The sequence below is a fragment of the Micromonospora sp. NPDC047548 genome (genome assembly GCF_040642975.1).
Classification (GTDB): domain Bacteria; phylum Actinomycetota; class Actinomycetes; order Mycobacteriales; family Micromonosporaceae; genus Micromonospora.
In genome coordinates, this window is record NZ_JBEYTI010000002.1 from 1 (window position 1) to 25266 (window position 25266).

Genomic DNA, 25266 nt, shown 5'->3' on the forward strand with positions numbered 1-25266 from the left:
GCGGCCCGCGCCGCCCGCGCCCCCCCCGGGGCCCCCGGGTCCGCCCCGCCGGCGGGCGAACGTCGCCACCCGGCCGGCCCGCGTGACACGCCCCGCCGCTGGCAGGACGGCGCGCCCGTCCCGCCCGCACGGCGCGACGGATGGCCGAGCGGCACGGCGCGTCCCGCCGAATGCCGGCGGCGCGGGGCGGGGGACGTCGACAATGACCTGGTCGTGGGGGTGCTGTTGACATCCTCCCGGCCCTAAAGGACCGGGATTCCCACGGTTACCCGTGAGGCTTCCTACTTCATCGCCAACTGCCCGCTGGGAGGTCTCCCTTGAGGTCTTACGTCAGCTCCGCAGGCGTTTTACCTCTCCGCCAGCCCGGCGGCGAGGATGTTGCGCGCGGCGTTGATGTCCCGGTCGTGCTCGGTTCCGCAGCCGGGGCACGTCCAGGTGCGGACGTTAAGGGTGAGGGTGGTGTTGATCCGCCCGCACGCCGAGCAGGTCTTGGACGACGGATACCACCGGTCGACGGGGATCACTGTACGCCCGTACCAGGCGGCCTTGTACTCCAGCATGCGCCGCAGGTCGGACCAGGCCGCGTCGGAGATGACGCGGGCCAGGCGGTGGTTGCGGAGCATGTTCCGCACGCAGAGGTCTTCGATCACGACCGTTTGGTTCTCGCGGACGAGTCGGGTGGTCAGCTTGTGCAGGTGGTCCCGTCGCCGGTCGGCGATGCGGACGTGAATACGGGCTACTCTGAGCCGGGCTTTGGCCCGGTTGTTGGAGCCTTTCTCCTTGCGGGACAGGTCCCGCTGCGCCTTGGCGAGCTTGCGCCGGTCGGCGCGCTCGAAACGCGGGTTGGTGATCTTCTTCCCGGTGGAGAGGATGAGCAGGCTGGTGATGCCCGCGTCCACGCCGACCTCGGCATCGACGGGCGCCAGCGGCTTCACCGTCGGGTCCTCGACCAGCAGGGACACGAACCAGCGGCCGGCGGCATCCCGGGACACGGTGACGGTCGACGGCTCCGCACCCTCCGGCAGAGGCCGGGACCACACGATGTCCAGCGGGGTGTTCATCTTGGCCAGGGTGAGCTGCCCGTCACGCCAGCGGAACGCCGAGCGGGTGAACTCCGCCGACGCCCGCGACTTGCGCTTGGACTTGAACCTCGGGTACCGGGCCCGCCTGTCCCAGAACGCCGCGAACCCGGCCTGCAAATGCCGCAGCGCCTGCTGCAACGGCACCGACGACACCTCGCTGAGGAAAGCCAGCCCCTCTGTGCGCTTCCACTCGCTCAGCCACGCCGAGGACTGCACGTACGTGGTGCGCTGCCGGTCAACCGCCCACGCCCGGGTACGCGCCTCCAGCGCCAGGTTGTACACCTTCCGCACACAACCGAAGGTGCGGCCCAGCAACTCAGCCTGCTCAGGAGACGGATAGAAGCGGTACTTGTACGCCCGCTTCACCACGCCACTCACGCCTCACATTTTACCGTTCACCTAAGACAATCATCGAAGGGAGGAAGCGGCGTTTCCTCCCGGCCCTAAACGGCCGGGTTTCCACGCCGCAGTTCTGATGAACCGACCTGTCGTGGTGGGCGTCGACGGATCGCCGTCCAGCCTGGTCGCCGCGGAGCACGCGGCCCGGGCCGCCGTTCTGCGCCGCCGGCCGCTGCACCTGGTGCACGGCTACCTGCACCCGCTCGGCTACGGCGTGCCGCTCAACCCGTACGACCTGGGGGTGCCGGCACCCACCGAGCATGCGGAGAAGATGTTGGAGCGGACCGCGGCGGACCTCGCCGACCGCTGGCCCGGACTGACCGTCGAGGTACGCCAGGTCGCCGGCGGCCCGGGCGCCACGCTGGTGGCGGAGTCCCGCCGGGCCGAGCTGGTGGTCGTGGGCAGCCGGGGCCTGGGTGGCTTCGCGGGGCTGCTGCTCGGCTCGGTCGGCGCCCAGGTCGCCGCGCACGCGCACTGCCCGGTGCTGGTGGTCCGCCCCGAGGAGCAGCCGATCCCGGTGGACGGGCCGGTGGTGGTCGGGGTGGACGGCTCAAAGTCCGCCCGGCTGGCCGCCGGCTACGCCGCCGACGAGGCGGCCCGTCGCAACGTGCCGCTGGTGCTGGTGCACGTCGACCCGCCGGACGGGGACCGGCCGGTGCCGGAGGAGGTCGAGGAGTCCCAGGCCGCGTACCGGGCGGAGGCGGTGCGGCTGCTCGCCGGGGCGTCCGCCGCCGTCCGGGCCGACCACCCGGATCTGGTGGTGCGCGAGCACCAGGTCCGGGCGGCCAGCCCGGCGCAGGGGCTGGTCGAGGCGAGCGGTGAGGCGTCGGTGCTGGCGGTCGGCACCCGGGGCCGGGGCGGCTTCGCCGGGCTGCTGCTCGGCTCGGTGAGCCAGGCGGTGGTGCAGCACGCACACTGCCCGGTCCTGGTCGCCCACCCGTACGAGCGGGCGGACTGAGGGTCAGCTGTCCCGGCCGCCGAGGAGTTGGGCGAAGTCGGTGGTGAGGGCGAACGGGTCGGCCGGGCCGGTCGCCGGCGGTCGCCGGTCCACCTGGCCGGCCAGCTCGGCGCCGGCGCGCTGGATCCGGCCGCGCAGCGCGCCGTCGACGGTGCCGCCGGACCAGTCCTCCGGGGCGGCGAAGACCGCGGTGGGGACCACCACCGCCCGCAGGTAGCTGAACATCGGGCGCACGGCGTGCTCCAGCGCGAGCGAGTGTCGCGCGGTGCCGCCGGTGGCGGCGATCAGCACCGGCCGGTCGACCAGCGACCCGGACTCCACCACATCGAAGAAGGACTTGAACAGCCCGTTGTACGACGCGTTGAAGATCGGGGTGACGGCCACGATCCCGTCCGCGCCGGCAACCGTGCCCAGGGCCTGGCGCAGCGACTCCGACGGGAACCCGGTGAGCAGGTTGTTCACCACGTCGTGCGCGTGGTCGCGCAGCTCGACGGTGCGCAGCTCGACCTCGGCGCCGCGCCCGACCAGCTCGTCGCGGGCGGCCGCGGCGAGCTGGTCGGCGAGCAGGCGGGTCGAGGAGGGCTGGCCGAGGCCGGCCGAGACCACGGCCAGGGTGCGCCGGGTCATCGGGCGGCCTCCGCACCGGCCAGGTCGGCGACGTCCCGGGCGGCGAGCAGCGAGGCGTGGGTGGGTGCCTCGGGCACATGGGCGGGACGCCGCGCGTCGAACTCCTTGCGCAGCACCGGGATCACCTCCTCGCCGAGGATGTCGAGCTGCTCCAGCACGGTCTTCAGCGGCAGGCCCGCGTGGTCGACCAGGAACAACTGCCGCTGGTAGTCGCCGACGTACTCGCGGAAGCCCAGCGTGCGGTCGATGACCTGCTGCGGGCTGCCCACGGTCAGCGGCGTCTCGCGGCTGAACTCCTCCAGCGACGGCCCGTGCCCGTAGACCGGGGCGTTGTCGAAGTACGGCCGGAACTCCCGCACCGCGTCCTGCGAATTCTTCCGGACGAAGACCTGCCCGCCCAGGCCGACGATGGCCTGCTCCGGGCTGCCGTGCCCGTAGTGGGCGAAGCGCTGCCGGTAGAGCCCGACCATCCGCTGGGTGTGCTCCTTGGGCCAGAAGATGTGGTTGGCGAAGAAGCCGTCGCCGTAGTAGGCGGCCTGTTCGGCGATCTCCGGGCTGCGGATCGAGCCGTGCCAGACGAACGGCGGCACGCCGTCGAGCGGGCGCGGCGTCGAGGTGAACGACTGCAGTGGGGTGCGGAAGCGACCCTCCCAGTCGACCACGTCCTCGCGCCACAGCCGGCGCAGCAGGTCGTAGTTCTCGATCGCGAGGGGGATGCCGTTGCGGATGTCCTGGCCGAACCACGGGTAGACCGGCCCGGTGTTGCCGCGACCCATCATCAGGTCCACCCGGCCGTCGGCCAGGTGCTGCAGCATCGCGTAGTCCTCGGCGATCTTGACCGGGTCGTTGGTGGTGATCAGCGTGGTCGAGGTGGAGAGCAGCAGCCGAGACGTACGCGCGGCGAGGTAGCCCAGCATGGTGGTGGGCGACGAGGGCACGAACGGCGGGTTGTGGTGCTCGCCGGTGGCGAAGACGTCGAGGCCGACCTCCTCTGCTTTGAGCGCGATGGCCACCGTCGCCTTGATCCGCTCATGCTCGGTCGGCTCCCGGCCGTTGGTCGGGTCGACCGTGACGTCGCCGACGGTGAAGACTCCGAACTGCATGACCAGCTCCTCGCGTGGGAAGACCGGGGCCGCGGTGGCCACCCGAACGCTGCTCACAACATATTTGACGAGTCAACTATTCCGTCGCGGAAGCGTCGCGGGGTGGTCCCGGTCACCCGTGCGGCAGTCGGGCGGCCCGTGCAGCAGCTGGCGGATCATGGGCGCGGCGGCTGCCGCGCAGGCCTCAGCCGCCGGCCACCGAAGGCAGCACCTGCACCTCGGCGCCGTCGGCGACCGGCGCGGCTACTCCCCCGGCGTGCCGGCAGTCCTCCCCGTCGACGTAGACGTTGACATACCGGCGCAACTCGCCCCGCTCGTCGCGGATCCGGCGGGCCAGCCGGGGCCAGGAGGCGGCGAGCGCGTCGAGGACCGCACCCACCGACCCGGCGGCCTCCACGGTCAGCCGGCTCGCTCCGCCAACCTCGCCGCGCAGCGGACCCGGCACCAGCACGGTGACCATCCTCAGACCTCCGCCGCACGGACGCAGAGCACGTCCGGCAGGTGGGCGGCCACCAGCGACCAGGAGTCGCCGTCGTCGCGGCTGGCGTAGACCTCGCCGGAGCGGGTGCCGAAGTAGACGTCGCCCGCCCCGCCCGCGCACATCGCGTCGCGCAGCACCGAGGGGTGGAACGGCTCGTCCGGCAGCCCCACCGACAGCGGCTCCCACTTGTCGCCGGCGTCGACCGAGCGGAACACCCGGCACCGGTGGTCGACCGGGTACCGCTGCGAGTCGGCGACCAGCGGGAACGTCCAGACCGTGCCGGCACGGGACGGGTGGGCCACGATCGGGAAGCCGAAGTCGCTGGGCAGGCCGGCGGCAATGGACGTCCAGGTGCGGCCGTCGTCGTCGGAGCGGTAGACGCCGTGGTGGTTCTGCGCGTAGAGCCGCTCCGGGTTGCCCGCGTCCCGGGCGACCTTGTGCACGCACTGGCCGAACTCGGGCCACTCGTCGGGCATGAAGTACGCCCGGATGCCGGTGTTGCCCGGGGACCAGCTCTCCCCGGCGTCCTCCGAGCGGTAGACCCCGCCGGTGGACATGGCGACCAGGATCCGGCTGGAGTCGCGCGGGTGCGGCAGCACGGTGTGCGCCGCCTGGCCGCCGAAGCCGGCCCCCCACTGCTCCCGGTGCGGATGGTCCCAGAGGGAGCGGACCAGCGTGAAGCTGCGCCCGCCGTCCTCGGAGCGGAACAGCGCCGACGGCTCGGTGCCCGCCCAGACCACGTCCGGCGCGTCCGCGCCGCCCGGCACGAGCTGCCAGACCCGGCCGAGGCTGGCACCGGTGTCGGCCGGGAACGCCACCGGCGCCTGGTCCGGCTCCGTCCAGGAGGCGCCGAGGTCGTCGCTGGTGGCGACGCTCGGCCCGAAGTGCGAGCTGGTCATGCCGACGAGCAGCCGGGGCGCGGCGGGGCGGGGGTCGACGGCGACGGCGTAGACCCCGGTCATCGGGAAGTGCGGGCCGCTCACCTCCCAGCCACGCCCGGCCGGGCTCGTGGCGAGGAAGAGCCCCTTGGCGGTGCCGATCGCGAGCAGCGTGGGCATGACCGTCCTCCGATTCGTCGGTGAGCGCGTGGCGTGATTATGGCCACAGCCCCCGACAGAATCGCCCGGCCACGCCGGGGCGCTCAACCCCGCCGGCGCGGAACGTGTCGCCGGTAGCTGCTCACCGTCGGCTCGCCGGTGAGCCAGAACCGCCAGGGCACGTCGTGCGCCCCGGTCACCCCCACCCTCGGGCCGGCGGAGATCGCGGCCTCCGGCACCGGCACCGCCGCCGGCCGCAGCCGGACCGGGCCGTCGCCGAGCAGGTCCCGGCCGCACGCCGAGCGGTCGATACCGAGGGTCGCGCAGAGCCGCGCCGGGCCGCGGCCCAGGTCGACGTCCCGGCGTACGGCGGGACGGCGGGCGCGGGCCGCCTCAAGGCCGTCGATCACCTCGCCGGCGCGCAGCAGCACCGCGGCGGCCTCCCCGTCCGGGCCGGTGACCACGTTCACGCACCAGTGCATCCCGTAGGTGAAGTACACGTAGGCGTGCCCGGCCGGGCCGAACATCACCGCGTTGCGCGGGGTGCGCCCCCGGTGCGCGTGCGAGGCGGGGTCGCCGGCCGTCCCCGCGTACGCCTCGACCTCGGTGAGCCGGACGGTCACGCCGCCGGCGGAGAGCCGGCAGCCGAGCAGCCCGCGCGCGGCGGGCACCACCGGTCCGGCCAGCAGGTCGGCCAGCGGCGCCAGGTCCGTGTGGGATGAGGTCATGCACCGACGGTACCCAGCCGGGCGTGCCGCCACCCGCGTTCGCGCTTAGGTATGCCTTACCTTAGAGTGGCGCCGTGACACACCCGCCCGACCTGCTCCCGGCCGTGCGCGCGGTGCCCTTCGCCCGCGACCTGGCCGACCACGGTGACTGTCCCGCCGTGGTCACCGCCGACGGCGTGCTGTCGTACGCCGAACTCGCCGCCCGGGTCGCCGAGACCGCGCGACGGCTCGGCCCCCGGCGGCGGCTGGTGCTCGTCACCGGGGCCAACACGGTCGACGCACTGGTGGGGTACCTGGCCGGCCTGCGCGGCGGGCACCCCGTCCTGCTGGTGCCCGGCGACGGCCCGGCGGTGCAGGCGCTGACCGCGGCGTACGACCCGGACGTGGTGGTCGGGCCGGTCGACGGGGCGTGGACGCTGCGCGAGCGGCGTGCCGGGTCGGCGCACGAGCTGCACCCGGACCTGGCAGTGCTGCTGAGCACGTCGGGGTCGACCGGCTCGCCGAAGCTGGTCCGACTCTCGCACACCAACCTGCAGGCCAACGCCGAGTCGATCGCCGAGTACCTGGGGGTGCGGGAGAACGACCGGGCGGCGACCAGCCTGCCGCTGCACTACTGCTACGGCCTGTCGGTGGTGAACAGCCACCTCGCCCGGGGCGCCGCGCTGGTGCTCACCGACCGCTCGGTCGCCGACGGCTGCTTCTGGGAGCTGTTCCGCCGGGCCCGGGCCACCGCTCTCGCCGGGGTGCCGTACACCTTCGACCTGCTGGACCGGGTCGGCTTCGCCGCGATGGACCTGCCGCACCTGCGCTACGTCACCGCCGCCGGCGGCCGGCTGGCGCCGGAGAAAGTGGTCCGCTTCGCCGAGCTGGGCCGGCGCAGCGGCTGGGACCTGTTCGTCATGTACGGGCAGACCGAGGCGACGGCCCGGATGGCGTACCTGCCGCCGGACCTGGCGGCGACCCGCCCGGAGGCGATCGGCGTGCCGGTACCGGGCGGCGACTTCCGGCTGGCCCCGCTGCCGGACCAGCCGGACGGGGTCGGCGAGCTGGTGTACGCCGGCCCGAACGTGATGCTCGGCTACGCCGAGCGCCCGGCCGACCTGGCGTCGGGACGTACCGTGACCGAGCTGCACACCGGCGATCTGGCCCGTCGCGGTCCGGACGGCCTCTACGAGCTGGTGGGCCGGCGCAGCCGGTTCGCCAAGATCCTCGGCCTGCGGGTCGACCCGCAGCGGGTGGAGACGCTGCTCGCCGCGCACGACGTCGACGCGGCCTGCCTCGGGGCAGACGACGAGCTGCTGGTGGCGGTGGCCGGCGACGCGGACCCGAGGCGGGTCCGCCGGCTGGTCGCCGGCGAGGTCGGCCTGCCACCCCGGGCGGTTCGGGTGCTGGCGCTGCCGCAGCTGCCCCGGCTGGCCACGGGCAAGGTGGACTACCCGGCACTGGGCGAGCTGGCCGCCGGAACCGCCGCCCCGCCCCCACCGCCGGCCCCCGCCCCGGACGGCGACCTGTGCCGGCTCTTCGCCGAGGTGCTGGACCGGGCCGACGTCACCCCTGAGCACAGCTTCGTCGACCTGGGCGGCGACTCGCTGTCGTACGTCGAGATGTCGGTCCGCCTGGAGCGGATGCTCGGGCAGCTGCCGCCGAACTGGCACACCCTGCCGATCGGGGCGCTGCCCGCGCCGCGCGGCGGGCGGCCGCGCCGCCGGCGGGTGCTGGAGACCAGTGTGGCGCTGCGGGCGGTGGCGATCGTGCTGGTCGTCGGCTCGCACATCCCGCTGTTCACCGTCACCGGCGGGGCGCACCTGCTGCTCGGGGTGGCCGGTTTCAACTTCGCCCGGTTCCAGCTCACCGGCGCCGGTCGGACCGACCGGCTACGGCTGATCCGGGCCGCCGCAGCGCGGGTCGTGCTGCCCACGACGGCCTGGATCGCGGCGATGCTGCTGGTCACCGACCAGTACCGGTGGAGCACCCTGTTGCTGGTCAACAGCCTGGTCGGCCCCGACGACGGGCGCACCGAATGGCACTTCTGGTTCGTCGAGGCGCTGGTCTACATCCTGGTCGCGGTGGCCGTCCTGTTGGCGGTGCCCCGGATGGACCGGCTGGAACGCCGCCACCCGTTCGGCCTGCCGCTGGCCCTCGCCGGGCTCGGGCTGCTCAGCCGCTACGACGTGTTCGGCCTGAACGCCCGCTACGCCCTGCCGACGGCGATCGTGGCGTTCTGGCTCTTCGCGCTCGGCTGGGCGGCGGCCCGCGCCGACGGGGTACGGCAGCGGCTGCTGGTCACCGCCGCCGCCGCGGCCACCGTGCCGGGCTTCTTCGGCCAGCCGCAGCGGGAGGCGCTGATCGTGGCCGGGTTCGCGCTGCTCACCTGGCTGCCGACGGTGCCGAGCGTACGCCCGCTGAACCGGGTCGCCGGCGTGCTCGCCGGCAGCTCGCTCTCCATCTACCTGACCCACTGGCAGGTCTACCCGCACCTGCGCGAGCAGCCGCTGCTGGCGCTGGGGGCATCGCTGGCGCTGGGCGTCGGCTACGCGGCGCTGGTGAACCGGGCCGGACCGCTTCTCAACAAATTGTTGAGAAGATTTCGTTGACAGCGGGAAGTTGATGCGGTCTGCTGGGAGCATGACCGAGTCCTTCACCGCTCCCGACGCGGCGCGCGCCCGCGCCCACCGCACCTACGCCGCGCTGGAGCGGATCACCCAGCGGCACGCCGGCACCGAGGCGCGTCGGCGGCGCCACACCAACCCGTACGTGGCGGATCCCTACGAGGCGGTCGCGCTGGTGACCGCCCTGGCCGCCGGCGGGATGGAGCGGGAGCCCGGCGAGGAGCCGGTTGACGAGGCCGACCTGACCGCGGCGCTGACCCTCCTCCCCCACCTGCGCGCCGAGGTCGACACGCTGGAGGCGGGACTGCTGACCCTCGCCCGCGGCCGTGGCATGACCTGGCAGGCGATCGCCTTCGGGCTGGGGCTGGGCAGCGCGCAGGCCGCCAAGCAGCGCTTCGAGCGGCTGTCGGCCCGCACCGCCGCCACCGACTGAGCCGTGGCGGGCGGCGGCCGGCTTGCGGACCGCCTCGCCGGTCACGGCGGCACCGTCGGCTGGACCGGTCGGGGAGACTGTGCCGGTGACCGCTGCCACCGGGAGGACGCAATGACGCGCGAGGAGATGCTGGCGTACTGCCTCGGAAAGCCGGGCGCCTGGCTGGACCGGCCGTGGGAGGGCGACGAGGTGGTGAAGGTGGGAAGCCGGATCTTCGCCTTCCTCGGCTCCCCCGACGGCGAGGCACGGGTGGGCGTGAAGTGCGGCCCGACCCGGGAGGTCGCCGACGAGTGGATCCACCGGTTCCCGGACGACGCGAAGGCGTCGCCGTACATCGGGCGGTCGGGCTGGAACACGCTGCGGATCGGCGGAGACATCCCCGACGACGAAGTGGTCGAGGCGGTCGACGGCTCGTACGACGCGGTGGTGGCGAAACTGCCGAAACGGGAGCGGCCGACGGTCTGAGGGTCGGCGCGGCACCGCGCCGCGCCGACCCGTCGACCTCAGCGGGGTACGACCCGCTCGGCGGTCCACTCCCGCCAGCCGGCCAGCTTGTCGGCGGCGGCGGCAAGCTGGTCAGCAACCGGGCCGGGTCCGGTGGAGCCGGGGGTGGTCCGGGCGGCCAGCGCGGACCGGACCGAGAGCACATCGCGCACCGACGGGTCGAGATGCTCGCTGACCGTGGTGAGGTCGTCGTCGGAGACCTCGTCGAGGGCGCAGTCCCGGGCCACGCAGAGCGCGACGAGCTTGCCGGTGATCTCGTGCGCGTCGCGGAACGGCACGTTCTTGCGGACCAGCCAGTCGGCCACCTCGGTCGCGAGGGAGAAGCCCACCGGCGCGGCGGCGACCAGCCGGTCGACGCGTACCGTCATGGTGGAGATCATCCCGGCGACCGCCGGCAGCAGCAGTTCCAGGGTGTCGACCGCGTCGAAGGCCGGCTCCTTGTCCTCCTGCATGTCCCGGTCGTAGGTCATCGGCAGGCCCTTGAGCATGGTGAGCACGCTCATCAGCCCGCCCACCAGGCGGCCGGACTTGCCCCGGGCCAGCTCGGCGATGTCCGCGTTCTTCTTCTGCGGCATGATCGACGAGCCGGTGGCGAAGGCGTCGTCCAGCTCCACCCAGCCGAACTCGTGCGAGGTCCAGAGCACCACCTCCTCGCCGAGGCGGGACAGGTGCACCCCGATCATCGCGGTGACGAAGAGGAACTCGGCCACGAAGTCCCGGTCGGCGACGGCGTCCATCGAGTTGGCGAAGGACGTGCGGAAGCCCAGCTCCTTGGCGACGGCCACCGGGTCCAGCGGCAGGCCGGAGCCGGCCAGCGCGCCCGCGCCGAGCGGGCTGATCGCGGCCCGGTGGTCCCAGTCGCGCAGCCGTTCCAGGTCGCGCAGCAGCGGCTGCACGTGGGCGAGCAGCCAGTGCCCGAAGGTGACCGGCTGGGCGTGCTGGAGGTGGGTCATCCCCGGCGCCGCGGTTTCCACGTGCCGCTCGGCCTGCTCGACCAGCGCCTCGGCCAGCTCGACCAGCCGGGCGGCCACGCCCCGGGCGTGGTCACGCAGGTAGAGCCGCAGGTCGGTGGCGACCTGGTCGTTGCGGGACCGGCCGGCACGCAGCTTGCCGCCGAGGCTGCCGAGCCGCTCCAGCAGGCCGCGCTCCAGGGCGGTGTGCACGTCCTCGTCGTCGATGGTCGGGCGGAACTGCCCGGAGGCGCAGGCCGCCTCCAGGTCGTCCAGCGCGGCCAGGATGCGGCCCAGTTCGTCCGGGTCGAGCAGGCCCGCGCCGGCCAGCACCCGGGCGTGCGCCCGGGAGCCGGCGATGTCGTACGGGGCGAGGCGCCAGTCGAACTGGACGCTCACCGACAGCCGCGCGAGGGCCTCGGCGGGGCCGCCGGCGAAGCGGCCACCCCACAGGCTCGTCCGGTTGGTGGCGGCGCTGTTCTCGGTCAGGCTCTTGTCGTCCACCCCGCCCATTGTGGTCCCCACGGTCAGGAGCCACCCAGCCGGGCATCCCGGGCGGTGGCCATCTTGCTCGGCAGGCCCCACAGCTGCACGAAGCCCTTCGCGAGGGACTGGTCGAAGGTGTCGCCGGTGTCGTAGGTGGCCATGCCGAAGTCGTAGAGGCTGGCCTCGGAGCGCCGGCCGGTGACGGTGACCCGGCCGCCGTGCAGGGTGAGACGCACCTCGCCGCAGACGTGCCGCTGGGCATCGTCGATGAACGCGTCCAGGCTGTTCTTCAGCGGCGAGAACCAGAGACCGTCGTAGACCAGCTCGCCCCAGCGCTGGTCGACGCCGCGCTTGAACCGGGCCAGGTCGCGCTCGACGGTGACCGCCTCCAGCTCCTGGTGGGCGGTGATCAGCGCGATCGCGCCGGGGGCCTCGTACACCTCGCGGCTCTTGATGCCGACGAGGCGGTCCTCGACCATGTCGAGCCGGCCCACGCCCTGCGCGCCGGCGCGCCGGTTCAGCTCCAGGATCGCCTGGTACGGGGTGACGGTCTCGCCATCGATGGCGACCGGGTTGCCGGCGTCGAAGGTGATCACGACCTCGTCGGCGTCACGCGGCTCGGCCGGGTCCGAGGTGTAGGAGTAGAGGTCCTCGATCGGGGCGTTCCAGATGTCCTCCAGGAAGCCGGTCTCCACGGCGCGACCCCAGAGGTTCTGGTCGATGGAGTACGGCGACTTGGCCGAGACGTCGATCGGCAGGCCCTTTTCCTCGGCGAAGGCGATGGCCTTGTCCCGGGTCCAGGCGAAGTCCCGGGCCGGGGCGATGATCTTCAGGTCGGGGGCGAGAGCGCCCAGGCCGACCTCGAAGCGGACCTGGTCGTTGCCCTTGCCGGTGCAGCCGTGCGAGACGATCGTGCCGCCGTGCTTGCGGGCCGCAGCCACCAGGTGCTTGACGATCAGCGGCCGGGACAGCGCGGAGACCAGCGGGTAGCGGTCCATGTAGAGGGCGTTGGCCCGCATCGCCGGCAGGCAGTAGTCGGCGGCGAACTCGTCGCGCGCGTCGACCACCTCGGACTCGACGGCGCCGCAGTCCAGGGCCCGCTGCCGGATGGCGTCGAGGTCCTCGCCGCCCTGCCCGACGTCGACGGCCACCGCGATGATCTCGGCGCCGGTCTGCTCGGCGAGGTAGGGAATGGCGACGGAGGTGTCGAGACCTCCGGAGTAGGCGAGTACGACCCGCTCGGTCATGGCTTGGTGCTCCCTTCAACGTTTTCTTCCCGGCGGGCCCACCCGGCGAGCTTGTCGCCGAGCGCGGCCCCGCCGACGGCCTCGCGGGCCACGACGAGGATGGTGTCGTCGCCGGCGATGGTGCCGACGACCTCGGGCAGGCCCGCACGGTCCAACGCGCTGGCCAGGTAGTGGGCTGCGCCCGGCGGGGTGCGCAGCACGGCGATGTTGCCGCTGGAGTCGACCCCGTTGAGCAGCTCGTGCAGCAGCCGGACCAGCCGGGCGGGGGCCGCCTCGGCGTCGCGCAGCGGCCGGTGGCCGTCCTCGGGGATCACGTAGACGGCCCGCCCGTCGCCGCCGCGGGCGGTGACCGCGCCGAGCTCCTTCAGGTCCCGCGACAGGGTGGCCTGGGTGACCTGGATTCCGTCGCCGGCGAGCAGGTCGGCCAGTTCGGTCTGCGACCGGACGGCCTTGTCGCGGATCAGCTCGACGATGCGGGCGTGCCGGGCGGCGCGGGTCAGCGGGGCGGTCATGTGGAGGCCTCCAGGAGATACGTCAGCAGCGCCTTCTGGGCGTGCAGGCGATTCTCCGCCTGGTCGAAGACCGCGCTCCGCGGCCCGTCCAGCACCTCGTCGGTGATCTCCTCGCCGCGGTGCGCCGGCAGGCAGTGCAGCACGATCACGCCCGGCCCGGCGTGGGCGAGCAGCGCGTCGTTCACCTGGTACGGCCGGAACGGGGTGGTCCGGTCCAGCCCGTCGTCCTCCTGGCCCATCGAGGTCCAGGTGTCGGTGGCGACCACGTCGGCCCCGCGTACCGCCTCGATCGGGTCGACCAGCGCCCGGACCGATCCGCCGGTGCCGGCGGCGATCTTCTCGGCGCGGCTCACCACGTCCGGGTCGGGCTGGAAGCCGGCCGGCCCGGCCACCCGGACGTGCATCCCGGCGGTCGCCCCGGCCAGCAGGTACGAGTGCGACAGGTTGTTGGCGGCGTCCCCGACGTACGCCAGGGTCCGGCCCCGCGTGCCGCCGCAGTGCTCACGGACGGTGAGCAGGTCGGCGAGGAGCTGGCAGGGGTGGTAGCCGTCGGTGAGCGCGTTGACCACCGGCACGGTGGCGTGCGAGGCGACCTCGGCGATCCGGTCGTCGCCGTGGGTGCGCAGCACGATCGCGGCGACGTAGCGGGAGAGCACCCGGCCGGCGTCGGCGAGGGTCTCGCCCCGCCCGAAGTGGGTGACCTGGGTGTCCACCACGAGGGGGTGGCCGCCGAGTTCGGCGATGCCGGCGTCGAAGGAGATCCGGGTGCGCAGGCTCTGCTTGTCGAAGAGCACCGCCACCGAGCGCGGCCCGGCCAGCGGCGTGCACCCGAACCGGTCGGCCTTCATCCGCGCGGCCAGGTCGAGCACGGCCGACTGCTCGGCGGGGGTCAGGTCGTCGTCCCGCAGGAAATGCCGGATCATGCGCTCGTCTCCGTCGTGGTCGGGCTGGCGGCGGTCGGCGCGAGGTCGGCCGGCGCTGCGGCGTCGAGGGCGGCCGGCAGGGCGGCCAGGAAGGCGTCGACCTGGTCGGCGGTGAGGATCAGCGGCGGGGCGAGCCGGATCACGTCCGGCTGCACCGGGTTGACCAGGAAGCCCGCCTCGCGCAGGGCGGCGGTGACCGGGCCGGAGACCGGGGCGGTGAGCACCACGCCGAGCAGCAGGCCTGCGCCCCGCACGTCGGCGACCAGCGGGTGGCCGAGCGCCTCGACGCCCCGGCGCAGGCGCTCGCCGGTCCGCTTGACGTGGTCGAGCAGCCCCTCGCTGGCGATGGTGGCGACGACCGCGAGGGCGGCGGCGCAGCTGACCGGGTTGCCGCCGAAGGTGGTGCCGTGCGAGCCGGGGGCGAGCAGCTCACCGGCCCGGCCGAAGGCGAGGCAGGCCCCGATCGGCAGCCCGCCGCCGAGCCCCTTGGCCAGGGTCACCACGTCCGGCTCGATCCCCTCGGCCTGGTGGGCGAACCAGTGCCCGGTGCGGCCGACGCCGGTCTGCACCTCGTCCAGGACGAGCAGGGCGCCGTGCCGGGCGGTGATCCGCCGCGCCTGCGCCAGGTAGCCGGCGGGCGGCACGACGACGCCGTTCTCGCCCTGGACCGGCTCCAGGATCACCATGGCGGTCGCGTCGGTGACGGCCGCGTCGAGGGCGGCGGTGTCGCCGTACGGGACGTGGGTGACGTCGCCGGGCAGCGGGCGGAACGGGTCGGCCTTGGCCGGCTGGCCGGTGAGGGCGAGCGCGCCCATGGTGCGGCCGTGGAAACCGCCCCGCGCGGCCACCACGTGGCTGCGGCCGGTGAGCCGGGAGAGCTTGAACGCCGCCTCGTTGGCCTCCGCGCCGGAGTTGGCGAAGTACACCCGGCCGGGCCGGCCGGCGAGGGCCAGCAGCAGCTCCGCGAGGGCCACCGGGGGTTCGGCGACGAACAGGTTGGAGACGTGGCCGAGGGTGGCGACCTGCCGGGAGACGGCGGCCACCACGGCGGGGTGGGCGTGGCCGAGGGCGTTGACGGCGATGCCGCCGAGCAGGTCGACGTACTCCCGGCCGGCCTCGTCGACCACGACGGCGCCGGAGCCGGCGACGAGCGCCAGCGGCGGGGTGCCGTAGTTGTCCATCATGGCCTGGCGCCAGCGTTCGACCAGGGCGCTCATGACCCGATCACCATCGTTCCGAATCCTTCCGAGGTGAAGACCTCCAGCAGCGTGGAGTGGGCGACCCGGCCGTCGACGACGTGCGCGGCGGGCACGCCCCCGCGCACCGCCCGCAGGCAGGCCTCCATCTTCGGGACCATCCCCGACTCCAGGGACGGCAGCAGCGTCGCCAGCTCGTCGTCGGTGATCTCGCTGACCAGGCTGCTGGTGTCGGGCCAGTCGGCGTAGAGGCCGGCCACGTCGGTGAGCACGACCAGCTTGCGCGCCTGGAGGGCGACGGCGAGCGCGGCGGCGGCGGTGTCGGCGTTGAGGTTGTGCAGCACCCCGTCGGCGTCCGGCGCGACGGTCGAGATCACCGGGATCCGGCCGGCCGCGATCAGGTCGGTCACCGCCGAGACGTCGACGGACTCCACGTCGCCGACCTGCCCGACGTCCACCGGCTGCCCGTCGACGTACGCGGGCCGCCGGACGGCGGTGAACAGCCCGGCGTCCTCGCCGGAGAGGCCGACGGCGAACGGGCCCTGCGCGTTGATCAGCCCGACCAGTTCCCGGCCGACCTGACCGACCAGCACCATCCGGACCACGTCCATCGCCTCGGGGGTGGTGACCCGCAGGCCGCCCCGGAACTCGCTGGCGATGCCGAGCCGGCCCAGCATGGCGGAGATCTGCGGCCCGCCGCCGTGCACGACGACCGGCTTGAGGCCGGCGTACCGGAGGAAGACCATGTCGGCGGCGAAGGCACGCTGCAGCGCCGGGTCGACCATGGCGTTGCCGCCGTACTTGACCACGACGGTGGCACCGGAGAAGCGGGCCAGCCAGGGCAGCGCCTCGATCAGCGTCTCGGCCTTGGCCTGGGCCCGAGTGAGATCGGCGGTGAGGCTCATGAGGAGTACGCCGAGTTCTCGTGCACGTACGCGTGCGACAGGTCGTTGGTCCAGATCGTCGCGGCCGAGGAGCCGGCGTGCAGGTCGATCCGGATGCTGACGTCCCGCCCGGTCAGGTCGACCTTGGCGCGGTCCTCGGCGGCGGCGCCGGAGCGGCACACCCAGATCCCGTTGACGGCGACGTCCACGCCGTCCGGCTCGAAGGCGGCGGCGGTGGTGCCGACGGCGGCGAGGATCCGGCCCCAGTTCGGGTCGTTGCCGAACAGCGCGGTCTTGACCAGGTTGTTCCGGGCCACCGAGCGGCCCACCTCGACCGCGTCGTCCTCGCCGGCGGCGCCGACCACGTCGATGGCGATCTGCTTGGTGGCGCCCTCGGCGTCGGCGATGAGCTGCTGGGCCAGGTCGTGGCAGGCGGCGGTGACCGCGGCGGTCAGCTCGGCGCCGGTGGGCTCGATGCCGGAGGCGCCGCTGGCCAGCAGCAGCACGGTGTCGTTGGTGGACATGCAGCCGTCGGAGTCGATCCGGTCGAAGGTGACCCGGGTGGCGGCCCGCAGCGCGGCGTCGAGCGCCTCCCGCCCCGCGACCGCGTCGGTGGTGAGCACGCAGAGCATGGTGGCCATGGCGGGGGCGAGCATCCCGGCGCCCTTGGCCATGCCGCCGACGGTCCAGCCGCTGCCCTGGGTGACCGTGGTCTTGGGGCGGGTGTCCGTGGTCATGATCGCCTCGGCGGCCGCGGTGCCGCCGTCGCGGCCGAGGCCGCGGATCGCGGCGCGGACGCCCGGGAGGAGCTTGTCCATGGGGAGGCGCTCGCCGATCAGGCCGGTGGAGCAGACCGCGACCTCGCCGGCGCCGAGCATCAGCCGGGGGCTGACCGAGGTCAGCGCGACGGCGGTGTGCTCGGCGGTGGCGTGGGTGTCCTGGAAGCCGGCCGGGCCGGTGCAGGCGTTGGCGCCGCCGGAGTTGAGCACCACGGCGCGGACCACGCCGCCCCGGACGACCTGCTGGGTCCAGAGCACCGGCGCGGCCTTGACCCGGTTGGCGGTGAAGACGCCGGCGATCCCGGCGTCGGGGCCGTCGTTGACGACGAGGGCGACGTCGGCGTTGCCGCTGGTCTTGAGCCCGGCGGCGACGCCGGCGGCCCGGAAACCCCGGGGCGTGGTGACGGTCATGGCGCGACTCCGAAGGCTGAGAGGCCGGTGGTCTCGGGGAGGCCGATCATCAGGTTGGCGCACTGCACGGCCTGACCGGCGGCGCCCTTGCCGAGGTTGTCGATCGCGCTGACCACGATCACCCGGCCGGAGTCGACGTCAACGCCGGCCTGGAGGTGGCAGGAGTTCGAGCCGGCCGTGGCGGCGGTGTGCGGCCAGGCGCCCTCGGGCAGCACGTGCACGAACGGCGCGTCCGCGTACGCCCGGGCCAGCACGTCGCGCGGGTCGGCGTCGCCGGTCGGCACGGCGGTGACGGTGGCGAGGATGCCGCGCGGCATGGGCGCGAGCACCGGGGTGAAGGAGAGGCTGGTCGCGCCGGTGGCCTGCTTGATCTCCGGCACGTGCTGGTGGGCGCCGACCTTGTAGGGCGACAGGTCGCCCATCACCTCGCTGCCGAGCAGGTGGGCCTTGGCGGCCCGGCCGGCGCCGGAGGTGCCGGAGGCGGCGACCACCACCACGTCGCTGGGGAGGACCGCGCCGGCGGCGATCAGCGGGGCCAGGGCAAGGGTGGTGGCCACGGCGTAGCAGCCGGTGCTGGCGACCCGGGTCGCGGCGGCGATCGCCGCCCGCTGGCCAGGCAGCTCGGGCAGGCCGTAGGTCCAGGCACCGGCGTGCGGGCCGCCGTAGTAGCGGGCCCAGGCGGCGGCGTCGTGCAGCCGGTGGTCGGCGCCGAGGTCGACCACCCGGACCGTCTCCGGCAGCGCGGCCGCGAGCGCCGCCGACTCGCCGTGCGGCAGGGCCAGGAAGACCAGGTCCGCGTCGGCCAGGGTCGCCGGGTCGGTCGCCGTGAGCACCAGGTCGAGCCCCGCGAGCTGCGGGTGTACGGCGGTGACGGGCTGGCCGGCCTGGCGGTGGGCGGTGGCGGTGACCAGGTCGAGCTCGGGGTGCCCGGCGACCAGGCGCAGCAGCTCGCCCCCGGCGTATCCGCTCGCTCCGGCGACCGCGACTCGAATGCCCATACTCACCTCCGCATGACTATGCAGAGAAGGTTAGCGGGCTTGCCGCCCCCATGCAAGTTCATACGTCCCACTGCATGGGCATGTAGACGTGATGCCGGTCACCCGGTAGCAGAACGCCCGACCCGGGTCGCGGAGGGCGAACCGGGCCGGGCGGGGTTCCAATAGTTGACTTAACAGTATGCGATAGTGTGCAGGTGTGAACTTGAAAGAGTGGGCGAAGCGGGAAGGGGTTCACCCGGTAACGGCGTATCGCTGGTTCCGGGAGGGCAAGTTGCCGGTGCCCGCTCGCCGGGTCGGTGGTCTGATCCTGGTGGAGCCGCCCGCCGATCCGGCCCCGGCCGAGACCGTGGTGGTGTATGCCCGGGTGTCCTCGGCGGACCAACGCGCTGACCTGGACCGGCAGGTGGCTCGGGTCACCGCTTGGGCCACCGGGCAGAACCTTGCGGTGGCGCGGGTCGTGACCGAGGTCGGTTCGGCGCTCAACGGGCGCCGTAAGGAGTTCCTCGCGTTGCTGCGCGACCCGGCCGTGACCGTGATCGTGGTGGAGCACCGGGACCGGTTCGCGCGCTTCGGCGCCGAGTACGTCGAGGCCGCGTTGGCCGCCCAGGGCCGTCGGTTGCTCGTGGTCGACCCGGCCGAGGTGGACGACGACCTGGTCCGCGACGTGACCGAGATCCTGACCTCGCTGTGCGCCCGGCTGTATGGCCGTCGGGGGGCGGGGAACCGGGCCGAGCGAGCCGTGGCCGCCGCCACCTCGGGTGATGCCGGGTGAAGCGGTACGAGCCCCCCGCGGGGTGGACCGTGCAGGCGTACAAGTTCGCCCTGGACCCGGCCGACGAGCAGAGCCTGCGTCGGCACGCCGGGGCGGCCCGGTTCGCCTTCAACCACATGCTCGGCCGGCTCAGCGCGGTCAAGGCACAGCGCCTGGCGGAGGCGTCCTACGGGGTCGCCGAGGCGGACCTGACGCCGCGGCAGGGCTGGTCGCTGCCGGATCTGCGGCGCACCTGGAACCACATCAAGGCGTGGGTGGCGCCGTGGTGGCAGGAATGCTCCAAGGAGGCGTTCAACACCGGCCTGGACGCGCTGGCCCGGGCGTTGGCCAACTGGGCGGCGTCACGCAGCGGCAAGCGTAAGGGCCGCAAGATGGGCTGGCCCCGGTTCAAAGGCAAGGCCGCGGCCCGGTCCGTGCGGTTCACCACCGGGGCGATCCGGGTGGACGCCGACCGGCGGCACGTGGTGCTGCCCCGGCTGGGCCGGATCCGGACTCACGAGTCGACCCGCAAGCTGGCCCGCCGGGTCCATGCGGGCACCGCGAAGATCCTGTCCGCGACCGTCACCGAGACCGCTGGGCGCTGGTTCTGCTCGTTTCAGGTCGCGGTCAAGCGGACCATCGAACGCCCGGCGCACGCCCCCCGGCTGGGCCGGGTCATCGGGGTCGACGCCGGGATCACGCACCTCGCGGTGCTGTCCACCGGCGAGATGCTCGACAACCCGGCCCCGTTCAAGGCGGCCCTGAAGCGGTTCGGCAAGGCCCAGCGCCGGGCCAGCCGCCGGATCGGGCCGTACGACCCGGCCACGCACCGCAAACGCACCCCGTCGAACCGGTGGCAGCGCGCCCAGACGCAGGCTGCCCGGCTGCACGCAGGCGTCGCCGCGGTCCGCGCCGACGCCTGGCACCAGCTCACCACCCGGCTGGCCCAGCAGTACGACACCATCGCGGTGGAGGACCTGCACGTGGCCGGCTTGAAACGCAACCGCAGGCTGGCCCGGGCGTTGTCCGACGCCGCCCCGGCCACCCTGCGGCGGCAGTTGCAGTACAAGTCCGGCTGGTACGGCAGCGTCCTGCACATCGCCGACCGGTGGTACCCCAGCTCGAAGACCTGCTCGCGATGCCAGAAGGTGAAACCCAAACTGTCGCTGTCCGAGCGCACATTCCACTGCGATACCTGCGGTCTGTCCCTGGACCGGGACGTCAATGCCGCACGCAACCTTGCCGCCCTCGTGCGACACGTCGACCTGGAGTTGCCGGGCGACGTTAAAACAGGACGTGGAGCCTGCGTAAGACCCGTAAGCCCCGCACCCGCGGGCCGGGCAGTGGGTGTCGAAGCGTCAAGGCCGCCTGCGGCCAATGCCGTCCGGCAACGGGCGGCTGCCAATCCTGAGCTATCTAACGCTTAGTGAAAGGTAACGGACGAACGGGGACGCCGCGACTAGAGGCGGCCCTCGTCGACCGCCCGGGTCACCCACGGGACGACCTCGTCGAGCATCTCGTCCAACGAGGTGGTTGCGGTGAAGTCCAGGACCTCGCGGGCCTTCGTGGTGTCCGGCACCCGCTTCTGCACGTCGTACCGGAAGGGCTCGTCGGAGACGTACCGGAACGGCACGTCGGGACCCTTGATCTTGCGCCAGACCAGCTCCGCCAGCTCCAGCACGCTCGTCGACTCGGCGGTGGAGAGGTTGAAGTCCTCGTTGCGGGCCGCCGGGTGCTCCACCGCCGTGGCGATGCCCCGGGCCAGGTCCCCGCCGTAGGTGTAGTGCCGCACCTGGTGGCCCTCGCCGAGGATGTGCAGCGGGTCCTGCCCCTTGACGATCTTCTGCACCAGGTCCGGCACGACGTGCGACATGGCGAGCTTGACGTTGCCGGAGAGCACCTCGGCCTGCCCGAGCGCCCGCCCCTCCCCCACGCCGACGCAGTTGAACGGCCGAACGATCGTGTACGGCAGCCGGTACTGCTCCCAGGCGGCCCGGGCGTAGTACTCCACGGCCAGCTTCTGGAAGCCGTACGAGGACAGCGGCGGCGGGATGCGCCGCTCGTCGCCCTCCCTGCTGGGCCAGTGCTCGGTGGACTCGAAGACCATCGAGGAGGAGAGGTAGGTGACCTTCGCCAGGCTGCCGTCACGGTGGGCGCGGATGGCCGCGTCGCAGGTGGCCGCCATGATCCGCTCGTTGGTGGCGAGCAGGTCGTAGGCGTAGGCGTGGAAGTAGGAGATGCCGCCGATCATCGCCGCGCCGGCGACCATGTGGTCGCAGCCGTCCAGCAGCTCGGTGAGCAGGTCGACGTCGCGGGCGTCGCCCTCGACGAAGCGGAACCGGGGGTGCGTGTCGTAGCTGTGGGTGACCGGGCCGTACTTGGAGAAGTTGTCGATGCCGACCACCTCGTGGCCCCGGCCCAGCAACTCCTCGACGAGGTAACCGCCGATGAAGCCGGCCGAACCAGTTACCAGGACCTTCGCCACGTGCGCTCCTATCCGGTCTTCTCGTACTCGGTGCTGTCCGGCTCGCCGCGCGGGGCGGGCACGGCCGGGGCCGTGCGGGCGGCCAGCTTCTCCTGGCTCAGCCGTCGACCGTAGGCGAAGAAGTACCACCGGAGGTAGCCGGGGAGGAACCGCCCCAGGTCGAAGTGGGACTCGCCCAGCGGCCGGTCCAGCCAGATGGTGGGGATCTCGGCGACCGGCAGCCGCAGCCGGGTGGCCTTCGCGGTCAGCTCCAGCCCGATCTCGAAGCCGGTGCGCGAGGAGATGCCGACTTCACGGACGAAGGCCGTGTCGTACGCCTTGAAGCTGTTGGTGGCGTCGCGGGTACCGACCCGGGCCAGCGTGTAGAGGCTGCGCCCCGCCCAGCGGGACATCAGCCGCTTCAGCCGGGGGCCGCCGACCTGCTGCCCGCCGGGCATGTAGCGGGAGGCGGCGGCGACCACCACACCCCGGTCCACCAGCCGGGCCAGCTCGTCGATCTGGCGCGGGTCGTCGCAGCCGTCGGCCATGGTGACCACGGCGACGGGGGCGAGTGCGGCGTCGATGCCGAACCGGATGGCGTTGGCCGGCCCGCGCCCGTACGTGTTGAGCACCGCGCGCACCCGCGGGTCCGTGCCGGCGATCTGCTCGACGTACGGGACGGTGGTGTCCTCCGGCATGTCGTGCACGATCAGCACCTCGGCCGGGAGCAGCATCTCGCGCAGCATCCGTTCGAGGCAGCGCAGGATGGCCTCGCCCTCGTTGTACACCGGCACGATCACCGACACGTGGGGCCTCACACCCGCACCCCCGTCCCGGTCAGGCCCCACATGTCGATCACCGGCTTGTCGGTGTCCAGCCGGGCGTACTGCTCGTGCGGGGCGGCGATGACCAGCAGGTCGGCCCGGCGCAGCATCTCGTCGAGGTCGACCAGGCGCTCGTCGGCCACGTACGGGTCGGTGCAGATGGTCTCCCGGGTCTTCAGCGCCAGGATCTTGCGCAGCTTGTACGCCAGACTCTCCCGCGGGTCGTCCGAGCCGCCCTTGAAGGCCATCCCGAGGATGCCCACGGTCAGCTCGGACAGGTCGAACCGGGCCTCCAGCCGGGACACCAGGTAGAGCGGCAGCCCTTCGTTGATCAGCATCGCCGAGTGGCCGAGCACGAAGTTGTTCCGGTTGAACGCGGCCAGCTGCATGGTGTCCTTGAACAGGCACGGGCCGGCGGCGAAGCCCGGCATCGGCAGGTCCGCCGCGCGCGGGTAGTCGTGGGCGACCGCGTGCCGGATCCGGGCGAAGTCCAGCCCGAAGTCGTTGGCCATCATCCAGAACTGGTTGGCGGTGGCGAACTTGATGTACCGCCAGGTGTTGGTGAACAGCTTCGCCAGCTCCGCCTCCTCCGGTTCGAGGGGGACGATCTGCTCGGTGAGGTGCCGGAACAGCTTCTCCGCCCGGGCCAGCGCGCCGGGCGTCCGGGCGGCGACGATCTGCGGCAGCGTGAACAGCTCGGTCATCGCCCGGCCCTCGGCGATCCGCTCTGGACAGAACGCCACGTCGGCCCGGACGCCCTTGCCGGCCAGCAGCTTCTCGGTCAGCGCGGTCACTCCGGGGTAGACGGTGCTGCGCAGCACCACCAGTTGCCCGTCGCGCAGGTGCTCGGCGCAGCGCTCCAGCGCGCGGGGCACCGCGCCCAGGTCCGGGTTGAGGTGCTCGTCGACCGGGGTGCCCACGACCACCACCAGGTGCTCGGAGGCGCCCACGGCGACCGGGTCGGTGGTGGCCCGCAGCCGGCCGGCGGCGACCGCCTCGGTCAGCGCCCCGGCCGCGCCCGGCTCGGCGAAGGGCAGGGTGCCCGCGTTCACCGTGGCGACGGCGTCGGCGTTGATGTCGTACAGCACGACGGAGAGGCCGCGGGAGGCGAAGGCGATGCCCAGCGGCAGGCCGACCCGGCCGCACCCTCCGACGATGCAGACGTCGACGGAGAGCGGCGCAGGGCCCGGATCCTCGGACATGTGTCAGCTCCCGTGGGGGTGGCGGGGGTGTGGTTCCGGTGGTGGGGGGTGTGGTTCCGGTGGTGGGCCGGAATCCATGCAGGTTAACCGCTCCCATGTGACCCGTGGGTAACCGAACGCCCGGTGGGCACTGCCCGTTCGGCCAATGGGTGACCGTTGGTGTTGCGGCGCTAACCAGGAGAGCCCGCGCCGCGCAGCGTCACGGCGGGCCGATCCGAGGCGTCCCGGTCGGCTGCCGGTCGCCCGCCGGTCCAGCTAGGCGGAACGACCTTCTCGGCACCGATTCGTCGGATGCGTTCGGTGCCCCACCTTCCCAGCGGGGCCAGCGCGGCGTTGAGGGAGACGCCGTGCTCGGTCAGGGAGTACTCCACCTTCGGCGGCACCTCGCGGTAGACCTCACGGTGCACGAGCCCATCGGCCTCCATCTCCCGCAGGTGTTGGATCAACATCTTCTCGCTGACGCCCGGCAGACCGCGCCTCAGTTCGGCGAACCGGCGGGTGCCGTGCTGGTCCAGGTCCCAGAGGATCAGCGACTTCCACTTGCCGCTGACGACGTCCATCGCGGCATCGATTCCGCAGACGTACGGGCCCCGTCGCGCTGGCGTGCTCATCTGCCCTCCGCGGCACTTACTAGAAGGTAAGTACCCGACTAATTAGTCGGTACTGGCTCACCTTACCGGCGGCGGAGAGGATCACCTGGCACACGAATCACGAGGGGAGCCGAAAATGGCGACGAACGATGGCGTCCGGGTGAGCGTTCTCGGGCTGGGCGCGATGGGTAGTGCCCTGGCAGAGGCCCTGGTCAAGGCCGGGCATGGGACAACGGTCTGGAACCGGTCGGCCGGCCGGACCGACGCCCTGGTCGCTCAGGGCGCAGTCAAGGCCGAGACGGCCGGCGACGCGGTCCGGGCGAGCGAGCTGGTGATCATCTGCCTGCTGGACCAGTCGTCGGTCCACGAAGTGCTCGACCCGGTGGCCAGTGAGCTCGCGGGCCGAAGCCTGGTCAACCTGACGACGACCACACCGGAGCAGTCACGTGAGTTGGCCGCCTGGGCCGCCGATGCCGGCGTGGCGTACCTGGACGGCGGGATCATGGCCGTGCCGGCGATGATCGGCCAGCCTGGGTCGTCGATCCTCTACAGCGGGTCGGCCGACGTCTTCGAGCGGTATCGGACCCTGCTCGAAGAGTGGGGCGCGAGCATCTACTTCGGTGAGGACGCCGGGCTGGCGTCGCTGTACGACCTCGCCCTGCTCGCCGGCATGTACGTCATGTTCGCCGGGTTCATGCACGGCGCCGCCATGGTGTCGGCGGCGGGCGTGCCGGCCGCCCGGTTCGCCGCGATGGCCGCACCCTGGCTGACCGCCATGACCGGCGCCTTCGAGGGGTTCGCCGCCGTGATCGACGGCGGCGACTACACCGTCGACGGACAGCAGAGCCTGACGTTCTCCGATCTCAGCTACATCCTGACCGCCAGCTCAGAGCAGGGTGTCAGCACCGAGGCGGTCGCCATGGTCCAGACCCTCATTCGACGGCAGATCGATGCCGGCCACGCGAAGGAGGGCTTCGCTCGGATCATCGAGAGCATCAAGCACCCCGGCTGATTCCTGGAGCGCACAAGGTCGTCGCCGGCTGACGACCGGGACGGTGGTCCGGTGAGAGTGCCCACCGGACCACCGT

At 73.0% G+C, this 25266-nt stretch carries 25 protein-coding genes; 7 read left to right on the forward strand and 18 right to left on the reverse strand.

Features of this window, described 5'->3' with window-relative positions; genetic code table 11:
- Nucleotides 1–347: 347 nt before the first annotated feature.
- Nucleotides 348–1460 carry an RNA-guided endonuclease TnpB family protein gene (locus ABZ807_RS01810; RefSeq protein ID WP_357151504.1) on the reverse strand — a complete coding sequence of 371 codons (1113 nt, stop codon included), beginning with the start codon at nucleotides 1458–1460 and terminating at the stop codon, nucleotides 348–350.
- A gap of 97 nt (nucleotides 1461–1557) precedes the next feature.
- On the opposite strand from ABZ807_RS01810, the gene ABZ807_RS01815 reads away from it, so the two are divergent.
- Nucleotides 1558–2439: a universal stress protein gene (locus tag ABZ807_RS01815; protein WP_357151506.1), complete on the forward strand. Its 882-nt coding sequence runs from the start codon at nucleotides 1558–1560 to the stop codon at nucleotides 2437–2439.
- Nucleotides 2440–2442: 3 nt separating this feature from the next.
- Here ABZ807_RS01815 and ABZ807_RS01820 read toward each other — a convergent pair whose 3' ends face one another.
- The 5 genes from ABZ807_RS01820 to ABZ807_RS01840 all read right to left on the reverse strand — a co-directional run bounded on the left by ABZ807_RS01820 (nucleotide 2443) and on the right by ABZ807_RS01840 (nucleotide 6415).
- Entirely contained in the window at nucleotides 2443–3066 is a 624-nt protein-coding gene (locus tag ABZ807_RS01820) for an FMN reductase (protein WP_357151508.1), read from the reverse strand.
- Nucleotides 3063–4169 carry an LLM class flavin-dependent oxidoreductase gene (locus tag ABZ807_RS01825; RefSeq protein ID WP_357152195.1) on the reverse strand — a complete coding sequence of 369 codons (1107 nt, stop codon included), beginning with the start codon at nucleotides 4167–4169 and terminating at the stop codon, nucleotides 3063–3065. The genes ABZ807_RS01820 and ABZ807_RS01825 overlap by 4 nt, the downstream gene beginning before the upstream one ends.
- A gap of 184 nt (nucleotides 4170–4353) precedes the next feature.
- Entirely contained in the window at nucleotides 4354–4629 is a 276-nt protein-coding gene (locus ABZ807_RS01830) for a ubiquitin-like small modifier protein 1 (RefSeq protein ID WP_357151510.1), read from the reverse strand.
- 2 nt (nucleotides 4630–4631) lie between these two features.
- The gene (locus tag ABZ807_RS01835) at nucleotides 4632–5708 is read right to left on the reverse strand and encodes an exo-alpha-sialidase (RefSeq protein ID WP_357151512.1); all 1077 of its coding nucleotides are present in this window, start codon (nucleotides 5706–5708) and stop codon (nucleotides 4632–4634) included.
- 83 nt (nucleotides 5709–5791) lie between these two features.
- Complete coding sequence (locus ABZ807_RS01840) at nucleotides 5792–6415, reverse strand: DNA-3-methyladenine glycosylase (protein ID WP_357151514.1); 624 nt, start codon at nucleotides 6413–6415, stop codon at nucleotides 5792–5794.
- 74 nt (nucleotides 6416–6489) lie between these two features.
- On the opposite strand from ABZ807_RS01840, the gene ABZ807_RS01845 reads away from it, so the two are divergent.
- The 3 genes from ABZ807_RS01845 to ABZ807_RS01855 all read left to right on the forward strand — a co-directional run bounded on the left by ABZ807_RS01845 (nucleotide 6490) and on the right by ABZ807_RS01855 (nucleotide 9922).
- Nucleotides 6490–9009, forward strand: coding sequence for an AMP-binding protein (locus tag ABZ807_RS01845; RefSeq protein WP_357151516.1), 2520 nt, complete (start codon nucleotides 6490–6492; stop codon nucleotides 9007–9009).
- Between the two features lie 31 nt (nucleotides 9010–9040).
- The gene (locus tag ABZ807_RS01850) at nucleotides 9041–9457 is read left to right on the forward strand and encodes a DNA-binding protein (protein ID WP_357151518.1); all 417 of its coding nucleotides are present in this window, start codon (nucleotides 9041–9043) and stop codon (nucleotides 9455–9457) included.
- A gap of 111 nt (nucleotides 9458–9568) precedes the next feature.
- Nucleotides 9569–9922, forward strand: a complete 354-nt coding sequence (locus tag ABZ807_RS01855; RefSeq protein WP_357151520.1) for an MmcQ/YjbR family DNA-binding protein — start codon at nucleotides 9569–9571, stop codon at nucleotides 9920–9922.
- Between the two features lie 38 nt (nucleotides 9923–9960).
- Here the strand turns inward: ABZ807_RS01855 and argH are convergent, their stop codons facing one another.
- From argH to argC, 8 genes are read right to left on the reverse strand one after another with little or no spacing between them, the layout of a single operon-like run.
- Nucleotides 9961–11424, reverse strand: a complete 1464-nt coding sequence (gene argH / locus ABZ807_RS01860) for an argininosuccinate lyase (RefSeq protein WP_357152198.1) — start codon at nucleotides 11422–11424, stop codon at nucleotides 9961–9963.
- Between the two features lie 14 nt (nucleotides 11425–11438).
- Nucleotides 11439–12644, reverse strand: coding sequence for an argininosuccinate synthase (locus ABZ807_RS01865; protein ID WP_357151522.1), 1206 nt, complete (start codon nucleotides 12642–12644; stop codon nucleotides 11439–11441).
- Nucleotides 12641–13156, reverse strand: a complete 516-nt coding sequence (locus tag ABZ807_RS01870) for an arginine repressor (RefSeq protein WP_357151524.1) — start codon at nucleotides 13154–13156, stop codon at nucleotides 12641–12643. The genes ABZ807_RS01865 and ABZ807_RS01870 overlap by 4 nt, the downstream gene beginning before the upstream one ends.
- A complete protein-coding gene (argF, locus tag ABZ807_RS01875; protein WP_357151526.1) occupies nucleotides 13153–14079 on the reverse strand; it encodes an ornithine carbamoyltransferase in 927 nt (308 codons plus the stop codon). Before argF ends, ABZ807_RS01870 begins: the two co-directional genes overlap by 4 nt.
- Nucleotides 14076–15296: an acetylornithine transaminase gene (locus ABZ807_RS01880; RefSeq protein WP_357151528.1), complete on the reverse strand. Its 1221-nt coding sequence runs from the start codon at nucleotides 15294–15296 to the stop codon at nucleotides 14076–14078. The genes argF and ABZ807_RS01880 overlap by 4 nt, the downstream gene beginning before the upstream one ends.
- Entirely contained in the window at nucleotides 15293–16180 is an 888-nt protein-coding gene (gene argB / locus ABZ807_RS01885; protein WP_357151530.1) for an acetylglutamate kinase, read from the reverse strand. Before argB ends, ABZ807_RS01880 begins: the two co-directional genes overlap by 4 nt.
- Nucleotides 16177–17349: a bifunctional glutamate N-acetyltransferase/amino-acid acetyltransferase ArgJ gene (gene argJ / locus ABZ807_RS01890; protein ID WP_357151532.1), complete on the reverse strand. Its 1173-nt coding sequence runs from the start codon at nucleotides 17347–17349 to the stop codon at nucleotides 16177–16179. The genes argB and argJ overlap by 4 nt, the downstream gene beginning before the upstream one ends.
- Nucleotides 17346–18347 (reverse strand): N-acetyl-gamma-glutamyl-phosphate reductase, encoded by a 1002-nt coding sequence (gene argC, locus ABZ807_RS01895; RefSeq protein WP_357151534.1) that lies wholly within the window; start codon nucleotides 18345–18347, stop codon nucleotides 17346–17348. Before argC ends, argJ begins: the two co-directional genes overlap by 4 nt.
- Nucleotides 18348–18543: 196 nt before the next feature.
- Here argC and ABZ807_RS01900 point away from each other — a divergent pair, with 196 nt between their 5' ends.
- Together ABZ807_RS01900 and tnpB are read left to right on the forward strand one after the other, a co-directional pair.
- Nucleotides 18544–19119, forward strand: coding sequence for an IS607 family transposase (locus ABZ807_RS01900; protein ID WP_357151536.1), 576 nt, complete (start codon nucleotides 18544–18546; stop codon nucleotides 19117–19119).
- Nucleotides 19116–20525 carry an IS607 family element RNA-guided endonuclease TnpB gene (gene tnpB, locus ABZ807_RS01905; RefSeq protein WP_357151538.1) on the forward strand — a complete coding sequence of 470 codons (1410 nt, stop codon included), beginning with the start codon at nucleotides 19116–19118 and terminating at the stop codon, nucleotides 20523–20525. Before ABZ807_RS01900 ends, tnpB begins: the two co-directional genes overlap by 4 nt.
- A gap of 32 nt (nucleotides 20526–20557) precedes the next feature.
- On the opposite strand, the gene ABZ807_RS01910 is transcribed toward tnpB, so the two are convergent.
- The 4 genes from ABZ807_RS01910 to ABZ807_RS01925 form a co-directional block, all read right to left on the reverse strand.
- The gene (locus tag ABZ807_RS01910; RefSeq protein ID WP_357151540.1) at nucleotides 20558–21583 is read right to left on the reverse strand and encodes an NAD-dependent epimerase/dehydratase family protein; all 1026 of its coding nucleotides are present in this window, start codon (nucleotides 21581–21583) and stop codon (nucleotides 20558–20560) included.
- A gap of 8 nt (nucleotides 21584–21591) precedes the next feature.
- Entirely contained in the window at nucleotides 21592–22380 is a 789-nt protein-coding gene (locus tag ABZ807_RS01915; protein ID WP_357151542.1) for a glycosyltransferase family 2 protein, read from the reverse strand.
- A complete protein-coding gene (locus ABZ807_RS01920) occupies nucleotides 22377–23588 on the reverse strand; it encodes a nucleotide sugar dehydrogenase (RefSeq protein ID WP_357151544.1) in 1212 nt (403 codons plus the stop codon). The genes ABZ807_RS01915 and ABZ807_RS01920 overlap by 4 nt, the downstream gene beginning before the upstream one ends.
- Nucleotides 23589–23758: 170 nt before the next feature.
- Entirely contained in the window at nucleotides 23759–24199 is a 441-nt protein-coding gene (locus tag ABZ807_RS01925) for a helix-turn-helix domain-containing protein (RefSeq protein WP_357151546.1), read from the reverse strand.
- 115 nt (nucleotides 24200–24314) lie between these two features.
- Here ABZ807_RS01925 and ABZ807_RS01930 point away from each other — a divergent pair, with 115 nt between their 5' ends.
- Nucleotides 24315–25190, forward strand: coding sequence for an NAD(P)-binding domain-containing protein (locus ABZ807_RS01930; RefSeq protein ID WP_357151548.1), 876 nt, complete (start codon nucleotides 24315–24317; stop codon nucleotides 25188–25190).
- The last annotated feature ends 76 nt before the right edge of the window (nucleotides 25191–25266 follow it).